The 19,800-nt window shown below is 72.2% G+C and carries 20 protein-coding genes and 1 tRNA gene; 19 read left to right on the forward strand and 2 right to left on the reverse strand.

The genetic code is table 11. The features are described 5' to 3' along the window. Nucleotides 1-556, forward strand: a 556-nt coding sequence (locus VIM26_RS22535) for an HNH endonuclease signature motif containing protein (protein WP_331955470.1), incomplete at its 5' end; no start/stop codon positions are given. 255 nt (nucleotides 557-811) lie between these two features. Here the strand turns inward: VIM26_RS22535 and VIM26_RS22540 are convergent. Both VIM26_RS22540 and VIM26_RS22545 read right to left on the reverse strand, forming a co-directional pair. Further along, nucleotides 812-887 (reverse strand) — tRNA-Arg (locus tag VIM26_RS22540). 35 nt (nucleotides 888-922) lie between these two features. After that, nucleotides 923-1,672 carry a FadR/GntR family transcriptional regulator gene (locus VIM26_RS22545; protein ID WP_331955472.1) on the reverse strand — a complete coding sequence of 250 codons (750 nt, stop codon included), beginning with the start codon at nucleotides 1,670-1,672 and terminating at the stop codon, nucleotides 923-925. An 81-nt stretch (nucleotides 1,673-1,753) separates the two neighbouring features. On the opposite strand from VIM26_RS22545, the gene VIM26_RS22550 reads away from it, so the two are divergent. From VIM26_RS22550 to VIM26_RS22635, 18 genes are all read left to right on the forward strand, one after another. Next, the gene (locus VIM26_RS22550; RefSeq protein ID WP_331955474.1) at nucleotides 1,754-2,998 is read left to right on the forward strand and encodes an MFS transporter; all 1,245 of its coding nucleotides are present in this window, start codon (nucleotides 1,754-1,756) and stop codon (nucleotides 2,996-2,998) included. Between the two features lie 9 nt (nucleotides 2,999-3,007). Further along, nucleotides 3,008-3,268, forward strand: coding sequence for a DUF4190 domain-containing protein (locus VIM26_RS22555; protein ID WP_331955476.1), 261 nt, complete (start codon nucleotides 3,008-3,010; stop codon nucleotides 3,266-3,268). A gap of 125 nt (nucleotides 3,269-3,393) precedes the next feature. Next, nucleotides 3,394-5,073 carry an arginine--tRNA ligase gene (gene argS, locus VIM26_RS22560; protein ID WP_331955478.1) on the forward strand — a complete coding sequence of 560 codons (1,680 nt, stop codon included), beginning with the start codon at nucleotides 3,394-3,396 and terminating at the stop codon, nucleotides 5,071-5,073. A gap of 50 nt (nucleotides 5,074-5,123) precedes the next feature. Further along, nucleotides 5,124-6,497: a diaminopimelate decarboxylase gene (gene lysA, locus VIM26_RS22565; protein ID WP_414696547.1), complete on the forward strand. Its 1,374-nt coding sequence runs from the start codon at nucleotides 5,124-5,126 to the stop codon at nucleotides 6,495-6,497. Nucleotides 6,498-6,736: 239 nt separating this feature from the next. Next, nucleotides 6,737-8,086 carry a homoserine dehydrogenase gene (locus tag VIM26_RS22570; protein ID WP_331955480.1) on the forward strand — a complete coding sequence of 450 codons (1,350 nt, stop codon included), beginning with the start codon at nucleotides 6,737-6,739 and terminating at the stop codon, nucleotides 8,084-8,086. Beyond that, nucleotides 8,086-9,174 (forward strand): threonine synthase, encoded by a 1,089-nt coding sequence (gene thrC / locus VIM26_RS22575; RefSeq protein WP_331955482.1) that lies wholly within the window; start codon nucleotides 8,086-8,088, stop codon nucleotides 9,172-9,174. Before VIM26_RS22570 ends, thrC begins: the two co-directional genes overlap by 1 nt. A 10-nt stretch (nucleotides 9,175-9,184) precedes the next feature. Further along, the gene (thrB, locus tag VIM26_RS22580; protein ID WP_331955484.1) at nucleotides 9,185-10,138 is read left to right on the forward strand and encodes a homoserine kinase; all 954 of its coding nucleotides are present in this window, start codon (nucleotides 9,185-9,187) and stop codon (nucleotides 10,136-10,138) included. Between the two features lie 266 nt (nucleotides 10,139-10,404). Further along, nucleotides 10,405-12,474 (forward strand): transcription termination factor Rho, encoded by a 2,070-nt coding sequence (gene rho, locus VIM26_RS22585; protein WP_414696546.1) that lies wholly within the window; start codon nucleotides 10,405-10,407, stop codon nucleotides 12,472-12,474. 132 nt (nucleotides 12,475-12,606) lie between these two features. Next, nucleotides 12,607-12,825, forward strand: coding sequence for a 50S ribosomal protein L31 (gene rpmE / locus VIM26_RS22590; RefSeq protein WP_331955486.1), 219 nt, complete (start codon nucleotides 12,607-12,609; stop codon nucleotides 12,823-12,825). 100 nt (nucleotides 12,826-12,925) lie between these two features. Beyond that, nucleotides 12,926-14,020 carry a peptide chain release factor 1 gene (gene prfA, locus VIM26_RS22595; protein ID WP_331955488.1) on the forward strand — a complete coding sequence of 365 codons (1,095 nt, stop codon included), beginning with the start codon at nucleotides 12,926-12,928 and terminating at the stop codon, nucleotides 14,018-14,020. Between the two features lie 116 nt (nucleotides 14,021-14,136). After that, nucleotides 14,137-15,093, forward strand: coding sequence for a peptide chain release factor N(5)-glutamine methyltransferase (gene prmC / locus VIM26_RS22600; RefSeq protein WP_331955490.1), 957 nt, complete (start codon nucleotides 14,137-14,139; stop codon nucleotides 15,091-15,093). Further along, nucleotides 15,090-15,761: an L-threonylcarbamoyladenylate synthase gene (locus tag VIM26_RS22605; protein WP_331955492.1), complete on the forward strand. Its 672-nt coding sequence runs from the start codon at nucleotides 15,090-15,092 to the stop codon at nucleotides 15,759-15,761. Before prmC ends, VIM26_RS22605 begins: the two co-directional genes overlap by 4 nt. Further along, nucleotides 15,758-16,921, forward strand: a complete 1,164-nt coding sequence (locus tag VIM26_RS22610) for an MraY family glycosyltransferase (protein WP_331955494.1) — start codon at nucleotides 15,758-15,760, stop codon at nucleotides 16,919-16,921. Before VIM26_RS22605 ends, VIM26_RS22610 begins: the two co-directional genes overlap by 4 nt. Beyond that, nucleotides 16,918-17,388, forward strand: coding sequence for a hypothetical protein (locus tag VIM26_RS22615; protein ID WP_331955496.1), 471 nt, complete (start codon nucleotides 16,918-16,920; stop codon nucleotides 17,386-17,388). Before VIM26_RS22610 ends, VIM26_RS22615 begins: the two co-directional genes overlap by 4 nt. A gap of 197 nt (nucleotides 17,389-17,585) precedes the next feature. Then, the gene (gene atpB / locus VIM26_RS22620) at nucleotides 17,586-18,305 is read left to right on the forward strand and encodes a F0F1 ATP synthase subunit A (protein ID WP_331955498.1); all 720 of its coding nucleotides are present in this window, start codon (nucleotides 17,586-17,588) and stop codon (nucleotides 18,303-18,305) included. Between the two features lie 95 nt (nucleotides 18,306-18,400). Then, entirely contained in the window at nucleotides 18,401-18,631 is a 231-nt protein-coding gene (gene atpE / locus VIM26_RS22625) for an ATP synthase F0 subunit C (protein ID WP_331955500.1), read from the forward strand. Continuing rightward, nucleotides 18,631-19,212 carry a F0F1 ATP synthase subunit B gene (locus VIM26_RS22630; protein ID WP_331955502.1) on the forward strand — a complete coding sequence of 194 codons (582 nt, stop codon included), beginning with the start codon at nucleotides 18,631-18,633 and terminating at the stop codon, nucleotides 19,210-19,212. The genes atpE and VIM26_RS22630 overlap by 1 nt, the downstream gene beginning before the upstream one ends. Further along, nucleotides 19,209-19,800 (forward strand): F0F1 ATP synthase subunit delta (locus tag VIM26_RS22635; protein WP_331955504.1); only part of this gene is annotated, 592 nt, incomplete at its 3' end. The genes VIM26_RS22630 and VIM26_RS22635, both read left to right, overlap by 4 nt.

The raw sequence follows: 19,800 nt of genomic DNA on the forward strand, positions 1-19,800 counted from the left end.
GCTGGCGCTCGTGATGTGCGAGTGCGATCTCACCCGGATCGTGATCGACGCCCAGGGCAACCCGCTGGACCTGGGACGCTCGGAGCGGCTGTTCACCGGGGTGCAGCGCAGCGCGGTCATCGCCCGGGACCGGCACTGCGCGTGGCCCGAGTGCGACCAGCCCGCCCGGTGGTGCCAGATCCACCACATTCGCTGGTGGAAACGGGACTTCGGCTCCACGTCGGTCGACAACGGGATCCTTTTGTGTAATTTCCATCATCACGAGGTGCACCGACTCGACCTGAGCATCACCAGGAAGCACCCCGTCCCGCTGGCTGACCGGAACGGTGTCCCGCAACCTCGCGGGACGCTCGCCACGGTCGACTACACGTTCACCGACCCCACCGGGCGAGTCATCGGGCGCAAACCCGGCGCACCACCGGGAGCAGCGTCGCCTCCGGGAGCGGCGTCGCCTCCAGGAGCATCGCCTCCGGGAGCACCGCCGGACGACCTCGATTTCACGCGGAAGACCGATCCGCACACCGGGATGTCCGTTCCCGCCTTCATGCTCGAATGAGCGAGGTGCCGCGGGAGGGTGCCGGGTCACTCGTACTGATCGGCAGAGACCTGCAGGTACGAATTCAGCAGTCAAACCGCCTGGGCAGCCGACTGGTCAAGGCAGCCGACGGGCGTGGGGCAGTGAAAGAGCGAAGGCGATCGACGGTTGAGGGGCCGTGAACCAGCGAGGAGTAGTCCACTCACTCGGCGTGCCGTCGATTGCCGACCTTGCAGGCCTGACAGATGCCACCCGAGGCGGCTTGCGCTTCACTTCTGGTGCCCGCGAAAGGATTCGAACCTTCGGCCTTCCGCTCCGGAGGCGGACGCTCTATCCACTGAGCTACGCGGGCCAGTGCCACGATCCGGCACGGAGCAAGACACTACCTCACCGGGGGTGTCGCCCGTGTTCCGGGCCGTGTTCCGTCAGTTTCTCCGCCGGTGTTTCCGCCCCAGTTTCCGCCCGCGGAGCGGCTCGGCGAGGCTTGCGTTCGCCGAGCTGCTCCGAGAGGTAGTTCGTGATCTCCCGGACCGCACGCCCGTCGTCGCCCGCGGCGATCGCCTCGACGAGTCCGTCGTGCGAGTCGTTCGTGTGCGCCGGTCGCTCAAAGTTGAACCGGATGTTCTCCCCGATCGCCCCCACCAGGGACTCGTAGAGCGCGAGCAGCACCGGGTTGCGCGCGGTGCGCGCGATGACGCGATGCAGGGCGAGGTCGGTGGACACCATCGCGTCGAGGTCACCGGCGAGGTAGGCCGCGGCGCGCTCGTCGCGGTACCGACGCAGCTCGGCGACGTCCGCGGGGGTTCGGCGGTGCGCGGCGAGGCGCGCCGTCTCGACCTCGAGCGACCGGCGCACCTCGAGGACGTCGCGCTGGCGCGCGTCGGCGATCTCCCTGCTCATCGTCACGCCGAGCTCGGAGAGCGCGACCACGTACGTACCCGAGCCCTGTCGGCGTTTGAGCAGTCCGGCGTGCACGAGGGACTGCACGGCCTCGCGGACCGTGTTGCGTCCGACCCCGAGCAGCACCGTGAGCGCAGGCTCCGCGGGGATGCGGCTGCCGACAGGCCATTCGCCGTCGGTGATCCGGGCTCGCAGCCGCCCGACGGTCTGGTCGATGAGACCGGTGCGGCTATTCATCCCAGTATTCTCCCAGTCCAGCGCTCTGCGCGCAGACAGTCCCGCTCCCGCGAGGACCAGCCCGAACCGAAAGTGGTGCCGATGACCGCGTTCGTCACCCGCCGTCCCTGGCGTGGGCGGTGGATCGCGCTGGCCGGCATCGTGCTCGTCGGGCTCAATCTGCGGATCGCCGTGGCCGCCGTCTCGCCGATCCTCGGCCAGGTGCGCGCGGACGTCGCGCTGTCGGACCCGCTGGTCGGCGTGCTCGGCACGATCCCGGTGGCGTCGTTCGCCGTCTTCGGCTCCCTCGCACCGCTGCTCGCGCGCCGGTTCGGGCTCGAGGTGACGCTGATCGCGGCGATGGTCCTGTCGGCGGGCGGCGAGATCGTGCGGTCGGCGACGAGCACACCGACCGGATTCCTCGGCTGGACGGTGATCGCCCTGGCGGGGATGGGCATGGGCAACGTGCTGCTGCCCCCGCTGGTGAAGAAGTACTTCCCCGACCGGATCGGGGCGGTCACCGCGACGTACTCGATGGCGATGGCGGTCAGCACGACGCTCCCCGCCCTGCTCGCGGTGCCCGTGGCCGCGCGGATCGGCTGGCGGCTGACGCTCGGTGCGTGGTCCGTGATCGGCCTGCTCGCGGTCGTGCCGTGGGCCGTGGTGCTCGCCACGTCGGCGTCGAATCGGGCGGAGCGGGCCGGGCCGGCGCGGCGCTCGCCGTCGGGCACGCGAACTGCGGCCCAGGGCGCGCCGGGACAGGTGTGGCGCAGCCCGCTCGCGTGGAGCCTGGCGGTGATGTTCGCCATGAACTCGCTCAATGCCTACGTGATGTTCGCCTGGCTACCGCGCATCCTCACCGACGCCGGGCTGAGCGCCGACGCCGGCGGGCGCTGGCTTGCGGTGTTCGCGATCCTCGGCCTGCCGTGCTCCTTCATCGTGCCGCCGCTCGCGGTCCGGATGCGCAACCCCCGAGCGCTGCTCTACGTGTTCGCCGCCTGCTTCGTCGTGGGCTACCTCGGGCTGATGCTGTCCCCGGCCCACGGGACGGCGGTGTGGATGGTGTTCGTCGGGCTCGGACCGGGCGCGTTCCCGCTCGCGCTGACCCTGCTGAACCTGCGCACCCGGACGGCTGCGGGCGCGGTCGCGCTCTCCGGCTTCGTGCAGGGGGTCGGCTACGCGATCTCGGGCGTCGGGCCCGTGCTGGTCGGAGTTCTGTTCGCCGCGACCGGCACGTGGACCGGCGCGTTCGTGTTTCTGCTCGGGACGGTCGTCGCGCTCGTCGTCGGCGGAACGGCCGCGTGTCGACCGGGGATCCTCGAAGACACCTGGGGCCCGGCCTCCTAGGCTGTACGCATGAGCTACCAGCCCGGCCCGCAGCCGACCACCGCGACCGACGGCCTGTCGATCGCCGCGCTCGTGACGGGGCTGCTCGGCCTCGGGATCGTCCCGATCATCCTCGGGATCATGGCACTGCGGCGGATCAGTAACGACGGCACCACCGGTCGCGGCCTCGCGATCGCCGGGATCGTGCTGGGCAGCCTGGAGGTCGTCATCGGGGTCACCCTGATCGCGGTGCTCATCGTGAGCATCTCCAGCTCGAGCGTGAGCGGCTAGAGCTTGAGCTTGAGCTACAGCTGACCCGACTCCTCGCGCGCGCCCGAGCGCTCCAGCGGACGCGTGCACGCGGACGTCCCGTGGGCGCCGCGCGGGCCCGAGCGCGCGGCGGGTAAATTACAGGGGTGACACCAGCCAGCCTTTCCGAGGCCCTTCGTACCGCCCTGACCGACGCCGTCGCCGATGGCACCTTCGTGCTCGACGCGGGAGACATCCCGTCCGTCGTGCACGTCGAGCGCCCGCGTCAGCGCGAGCACGGTGACTGGGCCACCAACATCGCGATGCAGCTCGCCAAGTTGGCCGGCGTCGCCCCGCGCGTGTTCGCCGCCGAGCTCGCCCGGCGCCTCGCGGAGGTCCCGGGGGTCGGGGCGGTCGACGTCGCAGGTCCCGGGTTCCTCAACATCCGGCTCGACGCGGCAGCCGCGGGCGAGCTCGCCCGCTCGATCGTCGAGGGCGGCGCGGAGTTCGGGCGCGGCGACCTGCTCGCGGGGGAGGCCGTCAACCTGGAGTTCGTCTCGGCGAACCCGACCGGCCCGATCCACATCGGCGGGGTCCGGTGGGCCGCCGTCGGCGACTCGCTCGCGCGCATCATGCAGGCCGCGGGCGCCACGGTCGCCCGCGAGTACTACTTCAACGACCACGGCGGGCAGATCGACCGCTTCGCGCGCTCGCTGCTCGCGGCCGGGCGCGGCCAGGACGCCCCCGAGGACGGGTACGGCGGCGCCTACATCGCCGAGATCGCCGACCAGGTGCTCGCGGGAGCCGCGGCCGCCGGCCAGCCGGACCCGCGCACCCTGGCCGACGACGAGGCGCAGGAGGCCTTTCGTGCCGCCGGCGTCGAGCTCATGTTCGCCGAGATCCGCAAGTCCCTGCACGAGTTCGGCGTCGACTTCGACGTCTACTTCCACGAGAACTCGCTGCACGAGTCGGGCGCCGTCGACCGGGCCATCGCGCGGCTGCGCGAGCTCGGCCGGATCTACGAGGCCGACGGCGCGACCTGGCTGCGCACGATCGACCTCGGCGACGACAAGGACCGGGTCATCATCAAGGCCGACGGCGAGGCGGCCTACATCGCCGCCGACCTGGCGTACTACCTCGACAAGCGCGAGCGCGGCTTCGACCGCATCATCATCATGCTCGGCGCGGACCACCACGGGTACGTCGGTCGCATGATGGCGATGTGCGCGGCCTTCGGGGACAAGCCGGGGACCAACCTGGAGATCCTGATCGGCCAGATGGTCAACCTGCTCAAGGACGGCCAGCCGGTGCGGATGTCCAAGCGCGCCGGGACGGTCGTGACGATCGACGACCTGGTCGACGCCGTCGGGGTGGACGCGGCCCGCTACGCCCTCGCGCGCTCGTCGGCCAACTCGATGCTCGACATCGACCTGGACCTGCTCACCAAGGCGACGAACGAGAACCCGGTGTTCTACGTCCAGTACGCCCATGCGCGCACCACGAACGTCGCGCGCAACGCGGCCCAGCTCGGCGTGCAGCGCGCGGACGGGTTCGACGCCTCGCTGCTCGACCATCCGGCGGAGTCCGTCCTGATCGGGTCGCTGAGCGAGTTCCCGCGCGTGGTCGCGCAGGCGGCCGAGCTGCGCGAGCCGCACCGCGTCGCGCGCTACCTCGAGGAGCTTGCCGGCTCGTATCACAAGTGGTACGACCAGTGCCGCGTCGCGCCGTTCGGCGACGAGCAGGTCACTGACGTGCACCGCACCCGGCTCTGGCTCAACGACGCCACCCGGCAGGTGCTCGCGAACGGGCTCGGACTGCTCGGCGTGAGCGCACCGGAGCGGATGTGAGCCCCACCCTGCCGGCGAGCGACGCAGCGCCGGCGAGCGACGCAGCGCCGGTGAACGACGCCGTGCCCGCGAACGACCTCGACGCCGCGCTCTGGCCGTCGGGCGTGCGCCGCGGCGACGACGGCGCGCTCGTGGTCGCGGGCGTCGACGTGCGCGAGATCGCCCGGACCCACGGCACGCCCGCCTACGTGCTCGACGAGGCGGACTTCCGCGCGCGCGCCCGGACCTACCGGGAGGCGTTCACGAAGGCGTTCGCCGCGATCGGCACTGGGGTCGACGTCTACTACGCGGGCAAGGCGTTCCTCTCGGTCGCCGTCGCCCGCTGGGCGCACGAGGAGGGGCTGCGGGTCGACACCGCGACCGGCGGCGAGCTCGCCGTCGCGCTGCGGGCCGGGGTGCCCGGCGCCGACATCGGGCTGCACGGCAACAACAAGTCCGATTCCGAGCTCGCCCGCGCGCTGGACGCCGGCGTCGGGCGGATCATCGTCGACTCCCTCACCGAGATCGACCGCCTGGCCGACGCCGTCCGCGACCGCGCCGACGGGCGGCGCGCGCCGGTCATGGTGCGCGTCACGACGGGCGTGCACGCCGGCGGGCACGAGTACATCGCGACGGCGCACGAGGACCAGAAGTTCGGGCTGTCGCTCGCGGGCGGGCAGGCCGCGGCCGGCCTGCGGGCCGTGCTCGCCCGGCCCGAGCTCGAGCTGCGCGGGATCCACTCGCACATCGGCTCGCAGATCCTCGACCCCGACGGCTTCCTGGAGGCCGCCCGCAAGCTGCTTGCGCTGCGCGCCGAGCTCGCGTCGCAGACCGGGCACCTGGTGCCCGAGGTCGACCTCGGCGGCGGCTACGGCATCGCCTACCTGCCCGGCGAGGTCCCGATCGAGCCCGGCCGGGTGGCCAAGGACCTCGCAGGCGTCGTCGCCGAGGTGTGCGCCGCGCTCGGCACGCCGGTGCCGCGCATCTCGATCGAGCCCGGCCGCGCGATCGTCGGGCCCACCACGTTCACGCTCTACGAGGTCGGCACGGTCAAGCCGGTCACCGTCGACGGCACCCCGCCGTTCACGCGGACCTACGTCTCGGTCGACGGCGGCATGAGCGACAACCTGCGTCCGGCCCTCTACGACGCCCGGTACACCGCGGTGCTCGCCTCACGGACCGGGTCCGCGGCGACGATCCAGGCCCGCGTGGTCGGCAAGCACTGCGAGAGCGGCGACATCGTGGTGCACGACGTGCTGCTGCCCGCCGACGTCGTCCGCGGCGACCTGCTCGCGGTCCCGGCGACGGGTGCCTACGGGCGCTCGATGGCGTCCAACTACAACCACGTCCCACGCCCGCCGGTGCTCGCCGTTCGTGACGGCGAGCACCGAATCCTGATCCGCCGCGAGACCGAGGCCGACCTGCAGGCCCTCGACCTCGGCTGACGAGCAACCCCTCCCCGATGTGTCAGCGCCTGCGCGGTCCCTGGGGCGCGCAACGGCTGACACGTCGGGGCGGGTGGGGGGTCGGGCGCCGTATCCTGAGACGGCCGTCCGCGGGTACCCGTGGACGGGAAGGATCGACCTGCGTGCCGCGAGGTGCGCCCCGTGACAGGCGGGCCTGGCGGCCTGCGGTCGAACGGATGACCGAGATCAGAACCTCGAACGAAGGGTGGCGCGCTCACGTGGCAGCTCCGAACGGTGCGCCGCTCGGCGCTGACTCCGAACCCCGGCGCGCGCTGCGCGTCGCCCTCCTGGGCTGCGGGGTGGTCGGCACCCAGGTGGTGCGCCTGCTCACGCAGCAGCGCGCGGACCTCGCCGCGCGCGTGGGTGCTCCGCTGGAACTCGTCGGCGTCGCGGTGCGTGACCTCACGATCGCGCGCGAGGGCGTCGACCCGGCGCTCCTGACGACCGACGCCGCAGGGCTGGTCGAACGTGCCGACATCGTCGTCGAGGTGATGGGCGGGATCGAGCCCGCCCGCTCCCTGATGCTGAGCGCGATCGCGGCCGGCGCCTCGGTGGTGACCGCCAACAAGGCACTGCTGGCCGCCGACAGCCCCACGCTCTACGCCGCCGCGGAAGCCGCCGGCGTCGACCTGTACTTCGAGGCCGCCGTCGCGGCCGCGATCCCGCTGGTCCGCCCGGTGCGCGAGTCGCTCGCCGGGGACCGGATCAAGCGCATCCTGGGCATCGTCAACGGCACCACGAACTACGTGCTCGACCAGATGGCGACCGAGGGCCTGGACCTGGACCTGGCGGTCAAGCAGGCCCAGCAGCTCGGCTACGCCGAGGCGGACCCCACGGCCGACGTCGGCGGCTACGACGCCGCGGCGAAGGCCGCGATCCTCGCCTCGCTCGCGTTCCACACCCGGGTCCCGCTGGCGAGCGTGCACCGCGAGGGCATCACCGGCATCACCGCCGACGACGTCGCGTGGGCCGGCCGCACCGGTCACGTCGTGAAGCTGCTCGCCATCGCCGAGCGGACCGACGACGGCGTCTCGGTGCGGGTGCACCCCGCCCTGGTCCCCGCGAGCCACCCGCTCGCGGGCGTGCACGGCGCGTTCAACGCGGTGTTCGTCGAGGCCGAGGCCGCCGGCGAGCTGATGTTCTACGGCCGCGGCGCGGGCGGCGCGCCGACCGCGTCCGCGATCATGGGCGACGTCGTCTCCGTGGCGCGGCACCGCGTCCTCGGGGGCCGCGGCCCGGTCGAGTCGAAGTACGCCGACCTGCCGATGCTCCCGGCGTCGGCCGCCATCACGCGCTACCAGATGCGGCTCGACGTCGCCGACCGCCCGGGCGTGCTGTCGCAGGTCGCCGCGGTCCTGGCCGGCCACGGCGTGTCGATCGAGGCCGTGCGCCAGGCGCCGCAACCCGTCGGCCTCGACGGCGAGGTGGCGCCCGCCGCCTCGCTCGCCCACCTGATCATCACCACCCATGCGGCGACCGACGCCGCGCTCGCGGCCACCGTGGCGGCGATCGCCGAGCTGGACTCGGTGACCCGCGTGGTGTCCGTGCTGAGAGTCGAAGGAGCCTGATGGCCCACCAGTGGCGCGGCGTCATTGCCGAGTACGCCGATCACCTGCCGGCGCACGTCCAGCAGCGGATCATCACCCTCGGGGAGGGCGGCACGCCGCTCGTGCCGGCACCGGCGCTGTCGAAGCGCACCGGCGCGGACGTGTACCTCAAGGTCGAGGGGATGAACCCGACCGGGTCGTTCAAGGACCGCGGCATGACGACGGCGATCTCGGCGGCCGCGGCCCGCGGCGCGAAGGTCGTCGTCTGCGCGTCGACCGGCAACACCTCGGCCTCCGCCGCCGCCTATGCGACCGCCGCGGGGATGACCTGTGCGGTGCTCGTGCCGGACGGCAAGATCGCGATGGGCAAGCTCAGCCAGGCGATCGCGCACGGCGCGCGCCTGCTGCAGGTCGACGGCAACTTCGACGACTGCCTGGTCGCCGCGCGCAAGCTCGCCGACACCTACCCGGTCGAGCTCGTGAACTCCGTGAACCCCGACCGGATCCAGGGCCAGAAGACCGGTGCCTTCGAGGTCGTCGACGCGCTCGGCGACGCACCCGAGATCCACGCGCTCCCGGTCGGCAACGCCGGCAACATCACCGCGTACTGGATGGGCTATGGCGAGTACGCCGAGTCCGGCCAGGCGACGCGCCGCCCCGCGATGTGGGGCTTCCAGGCTGCCGGCTCGGCGCCCATCGTCGCGGGCCACCCGATCAGCCACCCGGACACGATCGCGACCGCGATCCGGATCGGCAACCCGGCGTCCTGGACCCAGGCGCTCGCCGCACGCGACGAGTCCGGCGGCCTCATCGAGGCCGTCACCGACGCCGAGATCCTCGCCGCGCACCGGATCCTGTCGAACGAGGTCGGGGTGTTCGTCGAGCCCGCGTCCGCGGCGGGAGTCGCCGGGATTCTCAAGCTCGCGGCGCAGGGACGCGTCCCCGCGGGCGCCCGGATCGTGGTGACCGTCACCGGCCACGGCCTCAAGGACCCGCAGTGGGCGTTGCGCACGCTCGACGGCGAGGACGTCACTCCCGTCCGCGTGGGCGCCGACGTCGTCTCGATCGCCGACGCGCTCGAGCTGGACGCGGGTCCGGGCCCCCGATGACGGACCGGTGATGAGGCTCGGCGCCGACCACGTCCGGGTGCACGTACCCGCGACGAGCGCGAACCTGGGCCCCGGCTTCGACTCGCTCGGCCTCGCCCTCGGCGTCCGGGACGAGCTCGACGTCCGCACGACCGGTGCGCGCGGCGCCGCCGTGCTGGTCACTGGCGAGGGCGCGAACGAGCTGCCCCGCGGCGAGGCGCACCTCGTGGTGCGCGCCGTGCGCCGAGCGCTCGACCACGTCGGGGCACCCCAGACCGGGCTGCACCTGACCTGCACGAACCGGATCCCGCACGGGCGCGGCATGGGCTCGTCCGCGGCCGCGGTGGTCGCCGGGATCCTCGCCGCGCGCGGCCTCATCGACGACCCGCTGGCGCTCGACGACTCCGTCGTGCTCCGGCTCGCGACCGAGCTCGAAGGGCACCCCGACAACGCCGCGCCCGCGATCCTCGGCGGTGCGACGATCGCCTGGACCGACGACGACGGCCCGCGGGCCGTGCGGGTCGCGACCCACCCCGGGCTCACGCCGGTCGTGCTCGTGCCGTGCACCCGGCTCGCCACGGCGCATGCGCGCAGCGTGCTGCCGGCCGCCGTGCCGCACGCCGACGCGGCCTTCCAGGCGGGTCGCGCCGCGCTGCTGATCGAGGCGCTCACCCGCCGCCCGGACCTGCTGCTCCCCGCGACCGAGGACCGCCTGCACCAGCGCTACCGTGCCGCGGTGATGCCGGGGAGCCTCGCGCTCGTCGACGCGCTGCGCGAGCGCGGCGTCGCGGCCGTCGTCTCGGGTGCCGGGCCGACGGTCCTCGCCCTCGCGCGGTCGACCGGGGACGGCACCTGCGACGCCGACGACGCGGTGCGCGACGTCGTCGTGGCCACCGGTGCCGACTGGCGAATACTCCATCCGGGTGTCGCCGACGCGGGCGCGCGGGTCGATCGGGTGTCGTCAGCGACCGCCCCGACTGGGTGAAAAGGGGCATTAGGGGGCATCTCGCCGCCCGAGTCGGGAAGCACCGCGGGGCGTCGCGGTGTTAGCATGAGCACGCCCACCTGATCTGGATCCGAAACCGCGCATGTGCGCGTCGGCCGACCGGGAGGCAATCCAGCCCGCGTGACACGACGTCGTCGTACGTCTGATGTGAGGCTTGAAGCAACGATCCGGACGTCTGGTGCCGGACGTAGATCGCGGCCCGCCACCTTGAAGTGCCGGCCGCCGACGAGGGGGAAGGATCCTTCGTGACAGAGACCATCGATGCCGCCGTGACCAGTGCCCAGGGCGCTACCGGCGGCTCCACCCGGAGCGCCGCGTTCTCCGCGATGCGCCTGCCGGAGCTGCAGGCGCTCGCCGCCCAGCTCGGTGTGACGGGTACGTCCAAGATGCGCAAGAGCGATCTGGTGGACGCCATCAAGGGCCGCACGGACGGCGGCCGCACCCGCGCGCTCGAGCCGCGCCGGACCACTGCCGTCGCCGCGACGACGACCGACGCTCGCGCAGACGCCGCGCCGGGCGTTGCCGAGCGCGCGCCGCGCACCCGCCGCCCGGCCACCACGACCGCTCCGGCGGCCCAGGCATCCGCGCCGACCGAGCAGGCCGAGCGGCCCGAGCAGGGCGAGCAGACCGAGCGGACCGAGAACCACGACGGCGGCGACCGGCTCACCGGCGAGCTCGACGTCCGCCGCGCCGTGGAGGAGTCCCGGGGCGGGGAGTCCCGCGGTGACCGTGCCGCGCGCGCGTTCGACGCCGTGGGTTCGGTGGCCGGTGAGCGGCCCGAGCGCAGCCGCCGGGCGGGCCGGGGCGCAGGCGCCCCGCAGAACGAGCAGTCCGGCGCCGAGACCGCGACCTCCGACGGTTCGGGCGAGGACCGCGCGCCGCGCCAGAACAACCAGCAGAACAACCAGCAGAACAACCAGCAGGGCCAGCAGCAGGGCCAGCAGGGCCAGGGCAACGCCCAGCGCCAGAACGCCGCCCGCAACCTGCACCCGAACACCACCCAGGACGAGGACGACGAGCGCGGCGGGCGCCGCCGTCGCAGCCGTGACCGGTACCGCGACCGTGACCGCAACAAGCGCACGCGCGGCGGCCCGGTCCGCACCGACGTCGCCGGGTACGAAGAGGTCGAGGTCAACGACGACGATGTCCTGTTGCCCGTCGCCGGAATTCTGGACATCAAGGACAACTATGCGTTCGTGCGCACGAGCGGCTACCTGCCGGGCGACAACGACGTGTACGTGGCCATGGGCCAGGTCAAGAAGGCCGGCCTGCGCAAGGGCGACGCCGTCACCGGCGCCGTCCGCCAGCCGCGCGAGGGCGAGGTGCCGAACCCGAACCAGGGTCGCAACAGCAAGTTCAACGCGCTGGTGCGCCTGGACACGATCAACGGCCTGAGCCCGGACCAGGCGCACGGGCGGGCCGAGTTCGGCAAGCTCACGCCGCTCTACCCGCAGGAGCGCCTGCGGCTGGAGACCGAGCCGAACATCCTCACCACGCGCGTCATCGACCTCGTCTCGCCCATCGGCAAGGGCCAGCGCGGGCTGATCGTCTCCCCGCCCAAGGCGGGCAAGACCCTCGTGCTGCAGGCGATCGCGAACGCGATCACGACGAACAACCCTGAGGTCCACCTCATGGTCGTGCTCGTCGACGAGCGGCCTGAAGAGGTCACCGACATGCAGCGCACGGTCAAGGGTGAGGTCATCGCCTCGACCTTCGACCGGCCGGCCGACGACCACACGACCGTCGCAGAGCTCGCCATCGAGCGGGCCAAGCGCCTGGTCGAGCTGGGCCAGGACGTCGTCGTGCTGCTCGACTCGATCACCCGGCTCGGGCGGGCGTACAACATCGCCGCCCCGGCGTCGGGCCGGATCCTGTCCGGTGGTGTCGACTCGAGCGCGCTGTACCCGCCGAAGCGGTTCTTCGGTGCGGCACGCAACATCGAGCACGGCGGATCGCTGACGATCCTCGCGACGGCCCTCGTCGAGACCGGCTCCAAGGCCGACGAGGTCATCTTCGAGGAGTTCAAGGGCACCGGGAACATGGAGCTCAAGCTCTCCCGGTCGCTCGCGGACAAGCGGATCTTCCCGGCGGTCGACGTCGACGCGTCGGGCACCCGCCGCGAGGAGATCCTGGTGCCCGCGGACGAGCTCAAGATCAACTGGAAGCTGCGCCGCGTGATGAGCGCGCTGGACCAGCAGCAGGCGATCGAGCTTCTGCTCGGCAAGCTGCGCGAGACGCGCTCGAACGTCGAGTTCCTGCTCCAGGTCCAGAAGACGACCGGCCCCCTGATCGGGGAGACGCCGGCCCGGCGCTGACCCGACACCCGCGACCTCCCGCGAGGGAACAGACGGACCACCCGCGCTGTTCTGGCATGATGTTCCACCGGTCTCCGGTTCACGTGAGCGCGCCGCGCTCGCGACCCGGAGCAGTTACCGAGGAGAAGTTTCGTGAAGAACGGTATCCACCCCGAGTATGTGCTGACGACCGTGACCTGTACCTGCGGGAACACGTTCACCACGCACTCGACCGAGAAGTCCGGCGAGATCCGCACCGACGTCTGCAACGCCTGCCACCCGTTCTACACGGGCAAGCAGAAGATCCTCGACACCGGCGGCCGCGTCGCCCGCTTCGAGGCCCGCTACGGCAAGAAGAAGGTCGCGAACTAGCGATCTCCCAGCGCCGGTGGCTCCGGGGTGTCGCCCTCCATGGCGACTCCCGGGACCACCGGCTCTGTCATGCGTGGACCGGTGCAACGGGAAGGCAGTCATGAGCGAGGACTTCGGGGCGACACTCCCGCTGCTCGCGGAGCACGCCGACATCGAGCTTCAGCTGGCCGATCCCGCGGTGCACGCGGACGCGGGCCGGGCGAAGACGCTGGGGCGCCGGTACGCCGAGCTCGGGCAGGTCGTCGCGGCCTACCGCGCCTGGCACCTGGCCGAGCAGGACCTCGCCGAGGCGACCGAGATCGCCGTCGACGACGCGTCGTTCGCGGCCGAGCTGCCCGCCCTGCAGGCGGCGAAGGACGACGCCGCCGAGCGGTTGCGCCGCGTGCTCATCCCGCGCGACCCCGACGACGCGCGCGACGTGATCCTCGAGATCAAGGCCGGCGAGGGTGGCGAGGAGTCCGCGCTGTTCGCGGGCGACCTGCTGCGCATGTACCTGCGCTACGCCGAGCGACGCAGCTGGAAGACCGAGATCCTCGAGGCCACCGAGTCCGACCTCGGCGGCTACAAGGACGTCCAGGTCGCCGTCAAGGCCCGCGGCAGCGCGACCGACCCGGGCGACGGCGTCTGGGCCTCGCTCAAGTACGAGGGCGGCGTGCACCGCGTGCAGCGGGTGCCCGTCACCGAGTCCGCCGGGCGCATCCACACCTCGGCGGCCGGCGTGCTCGTCTTCCCCGAGGCCGACGACCCGGGCGAGGTCGAGATCGACCAGAACGACCTGCGGATCGACGTCTACCGGTCCTCCGGCCCGGGCGGGCAGTCCGTGAACACCACCGACTCCGCGGTGCGGATCACCCACGTGCCGACCGGAATCGTCGTGTCGATGCAGAACGAGAAGTCCCAGCTCCAGAACCGCGAGATGGCGATGCGTGTGCTGCGAGCCCGGCTGCTCGCGGCCCGCGCCGAGGCTGCCGCCACGGCGGCGTCGGCGGCCCGCCGCTCGCAGGTGCGCACGGTGGACCGCTCCGAGCGGATCCGCACGTACAACTACCCCGAGAACCGGATCGCTGACCACCGCACCGGCTTCAAGGCGTACAACCTGGACGCCGTCCTGGACGGCGAGCTCGAGCCGGTGATCCGCTCCCTGATCGACGCCGACGAGGCCGAGCGGCTGGCCGCCGCCGGCACAAGCGTGTGAGCACCCCCGAGGACGTGTCACCCGCGCCGGACCCCGCAACACCCCGTAACGTCCGAGCGTTGACGTCCTATAGGACGTCAACGCTCGGACGTTACGGAGAATCCGGGGAGGACGCAGTGGCGGATGCTACGGGGGAGGGGCGTCTGGCCGACGCGCTGCGGGCGGCCGAGGCGGTGCTCGCGGCTGCCGGGGTGCCGTCCCCGCGGGTGGACGCCGAGCTGCTTGCGGCACACCTGCTCGGCATCGGCCGCGGTGAGCTGCAGGCCGCGGTGATCCTGGGCAAGGCCGCGCCGTCCGGCCTGGCCGCCCTGGTCGCGCGCCGCGCCACGCGCGTCCCGCTCCAGCACCTCACCGGGTCCGCGCCGTTCCGCGGGCTCGAGCTCGCCGTCGGGCCCGGGGTGTTCGTGCCCCGCCCCGAGACCGAGCAGGTCGCGCAGGCGGCGATCGACGCCGCGGCGCAGGTGCTGGCGGCGACCGGGCAGGTGCTCGTCGTCGACCTGTGCACCGGCTCGGGCGCGATCGCGCTCGCCGTCTCCCACGAGGTGCCGGGCGCCGTCGTGCACGCGGTGGAGCTCGACGCCGCCGCGCACGCCTGGGCCGAGCGCAACGTGCGCGACCTGGCACCCGCGGGCGCCGGCGCCCCGGCCGACGTCGTGCTGCACCGCGCCGACGCGCGCACTGCGCTGGGCGAGCTCGACGGCACCGTCGACGTCGTCGTGGCCAACCCGCCCTACGTCCCGCCGGGCGCCGTCCCGGTGGACCCGGAGGTCGCCGACCACGATCCGGCCGTCGCGCTGTACGGCCTCGGCGGCGACGGGCTGGAGGTGCCGCGCGGGATCGTGCGCGCGGCCGCCCGGCTGCTGCGCCCCGGCGGCCTGCTGGTGCTCGAGCACGCGGAGGTCCAGGATGCGGCCGCGCGCGCGATGGTCGATGAGACCGGCGCGTTCACGCCCGCGACCACCGGACGCGACCTCACCGGACGCGCACGGATGGTGCTCGCGCGCCGCAGCGTCGGTGCATTCGGGGCCGATGACGCACGGTCCGCCGCCGACGTGGAACACTCGCCGTCGTGAACGACCGCGAACGCACCCGCGACGTCAGCGACCCGAACTCGTGGGGCCCGGCCCTCGATGAGGCGGTGAACGCGGTCGCCCGCGGCGCGCTCGTCGTGCTCCCCACGGACACCGTCTACGGGGTGGGCGCCGACGCGTTCACGCCGCCGGCCGTCGCCTCGCTGCTCGCAGCCAAGGGCCGCGGGCGCCAGATGCCGCCACCGGTCCTGGTACCCGACATCCGCACCCTCGACGGTCTCGCGACCGCCGTGCCCGCCACCGCGCGCGCCCTGGTCGCCCAGTTCTGGCCGGGCGGGCTGACGGTCATCTGCCGCGCCCAGCCCTCGCTCGCCTGGGACCTGGGAGAGACCCGGGGCACCGTCGCGCTGCGCATGCCGGACCACCCGGCCGCGCTCGCCCTGCTGCGGCGCACCGGACCGCTCGCGGTCTCGAGCGCCAACCGGACGGGCCGCCCCGCCGCGCTCACCGCGGCCGACGCGCTCGACCAGCTAGGCGAGGCGGTCGCGGTCTACCTGGACGGTGGCACGGCGCCCGGCGGCGTCGCGTCCACGATCGTCGACGCGACCGGCGACGAGCTGCGCCTGGTGCGCGCCGGCGCGATCGACCTGGCGACCCTGCGCACGATCGCCCTGGTCGTGGACCCGAGCGAGGGTGGTGAGGCCCCGTGAAGGCCTACCTGCTCGTGCTGCTCGTCGCGGCCGCCATCACCTACCTCACGACGCCGGTCGCCCGCTGGGTCGCGCTGCGCACCGGGGCGATCACCGCGGTCCGCGCGCGAGACGTGCACGCGATCCCGACGCCGCGGCTCGGCGGGCTGGCGATGCTCGCCGGCCTCGCGGTCGCGATGCTCGTCGCGAGCAAGATCCCGTTCCTCGAGGGCGTCTTCCAGGACTCCCGCCGGGCGTGGGGGATCCTCGCCGCGGCCGCGATGGTCTGCCTGCTCGGCGTCGCGGACGACATCTGGGAGCTCGACTGGATCACCAAGCTCACCGGTCAGGTGCTCGTGGGCCTGTACATGGCGTGGAGCGGCGTGCTGCTCTACCAGCTGCCGATCGGCGGCCTGCTGATCGCCTCGCCACGGCTCTGGCTGGTGCTGACCGTGCTCGCCGTCGTCGTGGCGATGAACGCGGTGAACTTCGTGGACGGCCTGGACGGCCTGGCCGCCGGAGTGATCGCGATCGGCGGCACGGCCTTCTTCATCTACTCCTACCTGCTCACGCGCGAGGCGAGCCCGACCGACGTCTCGAACCTCGCGACGCTCGTGATCGCCGCGCTGGTCGGCGCCTGCCTGGGCTTCCTGCCGCACAACTTCTACCCGGCACGCATCTTCATGGGCGACTCCGGCTCGATGCTCATCGGGCTGGTGATCGCGGGTGCCGCGATCGTCGTCACCGGTCAGATCGACCCCGAGGTCGTCTCGAACCGGCAGACCATCCCGGCCTTCCTGCCGATCCTGCTGCCGATCGCCGTGCTGCTGCTGCCACTGCTCGACATGGGCCTGGCCGTGATCCGCCGGGTGGGCGCGGGCACCTCGCCGTTCCACCCGGACCGGATGCACCTGCACCACCGACTGCTCGCGCTGGGGCACTCCCACCAGCGGGCCGTCGTCATCATGTACCTGTGGACCGCCGTGTTCGCGTTCGGCGCCTCAGCGCTCATCACGCTCTCCACGACGACGGTGCTCGTGGCGCTGGGCCTCGGCGTGGTCATCGCGTCCGTGCTCACCCTCGGTCCGCTCCGCGGTCGCGTCCGACCGGTCGGCCCGACCAGCACCGTCGGTTCGACCAGCACCGTCGGTTCGACCAGCCCTAAGGAAGGAAACCTGTGACCAGCCCCCACGAGCACCCCGCCCCCGAGACCCCCGCCCCCGAGGGCACCGCACGCGAGGTGTTCCGCACCGCGTTGCGAACCACGATCTGGCTGCTGATCGCCCTTGCCGTCCTCGGGGTCGGCATCGGGTACGCGGTCGCGAGAGGGCCGGGCGTGTGGGGGGCCCTGATCGGCGTCGGGCTGGCCCTGGTGTTCTCCGGGACGACGATCGTGTCGATGCTGCGCACCGAGGGCGCGACGCCGACGAAGATGGCGGCCATCATCATGGGCGCCTGGATCGCCAAGATCGTGCTCCTTTTCGTGGTGCTCACCGTGCTCCGGGACCTGTCGTTCTACAGCCGACCGGTGCTCGGCGCGGTGCTCACGATCGGTGTCGTGGGCTCGGCGTTGCTCGACTACCGAGCGGTCCGGGGAGGCCGGGTGCCGTACATCACAACGGCGCCAGATGAGGCTCAGCACGCCTGAACGCGGGCCCCGATGGGATAGGCTGCGCCTGAATCCACGAGGCAAAGCACGACGGAGCGCAACTGCCTAATGCGACGTCGGCGAAGCCATGACACCCCAGGGAGCACGCACTGTCTAGCCTCGCGACGATCCTTCCGTTCGCCGCCTCGGGCGGCTTTGAACCACCGTCGATCACCGACTTCTTCCCCCCGGCCATCTTGTTCGCCGGGACGCCCTTCGAGCTCAACCGAATCACGCTCATACGCATCATCGCCACGGTCGCTCTCCTGACGATCTTCGGTCTCGCGGCGCGGCGAGCCACGTTGGTCCCCGGCCGACTTCAGGTCGTGCTCGAGCTGATCTTGGGGTTCATCCGGGTCAACATCGCTGTTGAGGTCCTCGGTAAGAACTTCGGGCGCAAGTACACCCCGATGCTCACGGTGATCTTCTTCTCCGTGCTCGCGTTCAACCTCACGGGCATCCTGTTCCCGTTCAACATCCCGGCCAGCTCCACGATCGGGTTCCCGCTCGTGCTGGCCGTGTGGGTGTACGTGATGTACCTGGCCAGCGGCGTGAAGGCACAGGGGGTCGGTGGGTTCCTCCGCTCGAGCCTCTTCCCGCCGGGGGCGCCGTTCTTCGTGTACTTCCTGCTCACGCCGATCGAGTTCCTCCAGGTCTTCATCCTGCGACCGGCGACCCTGACGATCCGGTTGCTCGCGAACATGGTCGCTGGCCACCTGTTGCTCGCGCTGTGCTTCGCGGCCACCCAGTTCTTCCTCTTCGAGGCGTCCGGCGGGTTCAAGCTGTTCGGCGCGGTGACGTTCGTCGGGGGAATCGCGTTCACGCTCCTCGACCTGCTGGTCGCGCTGCTGCAGGCGTACGTCTTCACCATCCTGACTGCGGTCTACGTCAACCTCTCCGTCGAGGCCGGGCACTAAAAGGCCACCACGGCACGCACCACCGGGCGTTGACGCCCGCTCAAGCAATAGTGTCCGGCCGGCCGGCCGGACGCACCAAGGAAAGGAACAGAACCATGGACACGACGACTCTCGCCGCCGTCTCAGGCAACGTCAGCACGCTGGGTTACGGCCTTGCCGCGATCGGCCCCGGCATCGGCCTGGGGATCGTCTTCGGCAAGACGATCGAGGGCATGGCACGCCAGCCCGAGATGACCGGTCGGCTCCAGCAGACGATGTTCATCGGTGTGGCGTTCATCGAGGTGCTCGCGCTCCTCGGTCTTGTTGCCGGATACATCGTCAAGTGATGACCGCGGCCATCACGACGGCGACTGCGGTCCTCGCCGCGGCGCGGACCGAGGCCGCGCCCAACATCTTGCTGCCCACGACACCCGACCTCGTCTGGTCGTTCGTCGTGATCCTGGTGATCGCCGTCGCTTTCTACCGCAAGATCCTGCCCAAGTTCAACGCGGTGCTCGACGAGCGCACGGCGAAGATCGAGGGCGGCATCGCGAAGGCCGAATCGGTCCAGGCGGAGGCCGCGGAGGCGCTCGCGCGCTACACCCAGGAGCTCGCTGACGCCCGGGGCGAGGCTGCTCGCATCCGCGAGGATGCGCGCACCGAGGGCGCCGCGATCGTCGCCGAGCAGCGCAACCGGGCAACGGTCGAGGCCGAACGCATCCTCGAGGCGGCCCAGCGCCAGATCGCGGCCGAGCGTCAGCAGGTCTCGATCTCGCTGCGCAGCGAGGTCGGCAGGCTCGCGACCGAGCTCGCGTCGAAGATCGTGGGGGAGTCCCTCGCCGACGAGGCGCGCCAGTCGCGTGTCGTCGACCGGTTCCTCGACGACCTCGAGGCCTCCACCGCGGCGGACGCGAGCATCACGACATGATGCGTGCGTCGAGTCGGAAGTCGGCGGAGCGCGCCACGGAGCGGTTCGAGACCGCGCTGCGTGCGGCCGGTTCGCGGTCGACCGAGCTCGGCGGGCAGCTGTTTGCCCTCGTCGACGCGCTCGATGGCTCGGGCTCGTTGCGCCGCACCCTCACGGACCCCTCGATCGAGGGCGACGCGAAGGCAGGGCTGGTTCGCCGGCTCCTCGCGGCAGCCAACCCGCAGGTCGTGGATCTGGCAGCAGACCTCGTCTCCTCGCGCTGGTCCGCCGAGGCGGACCTCGCGGAGGCGCTCGAGGACCTGGGCTTCTCCGCACTCCTCGCCTCGGCCGAGGCGAACAACCAGCTGGTGCGGGTCGAGGAAGAGCTGTTCCGGATCACCCGGGCGCTCGTCGGTCAGCGCGAGGTTCGCCGCGCGCTGTTCGATACCTCGGTGGCCGTCGAGCGTCGCACGACGCTCGTGGATCAGATCCTCGCCGGGCGCACCGCGCCCGTCACGGCGCTGATCGCCCGCCGCGCCACGACGGCGCCGCGTGGTCGCCGGTTCGTCGCGACGCTCGTCCACGTGGGAGACCTCGCGGCTGCCCGCC

The sequence above is a fragment of the Pengzhenrongella sp. genome (genome assembly GCF_036565025.1).
In the GTDB taxonomy this organism is placed as follows: Bacteria; Actinomycetota; Actinomycetes; order Actinomycetales; family Cellulomonadaceae; genus Pengzhenrongella.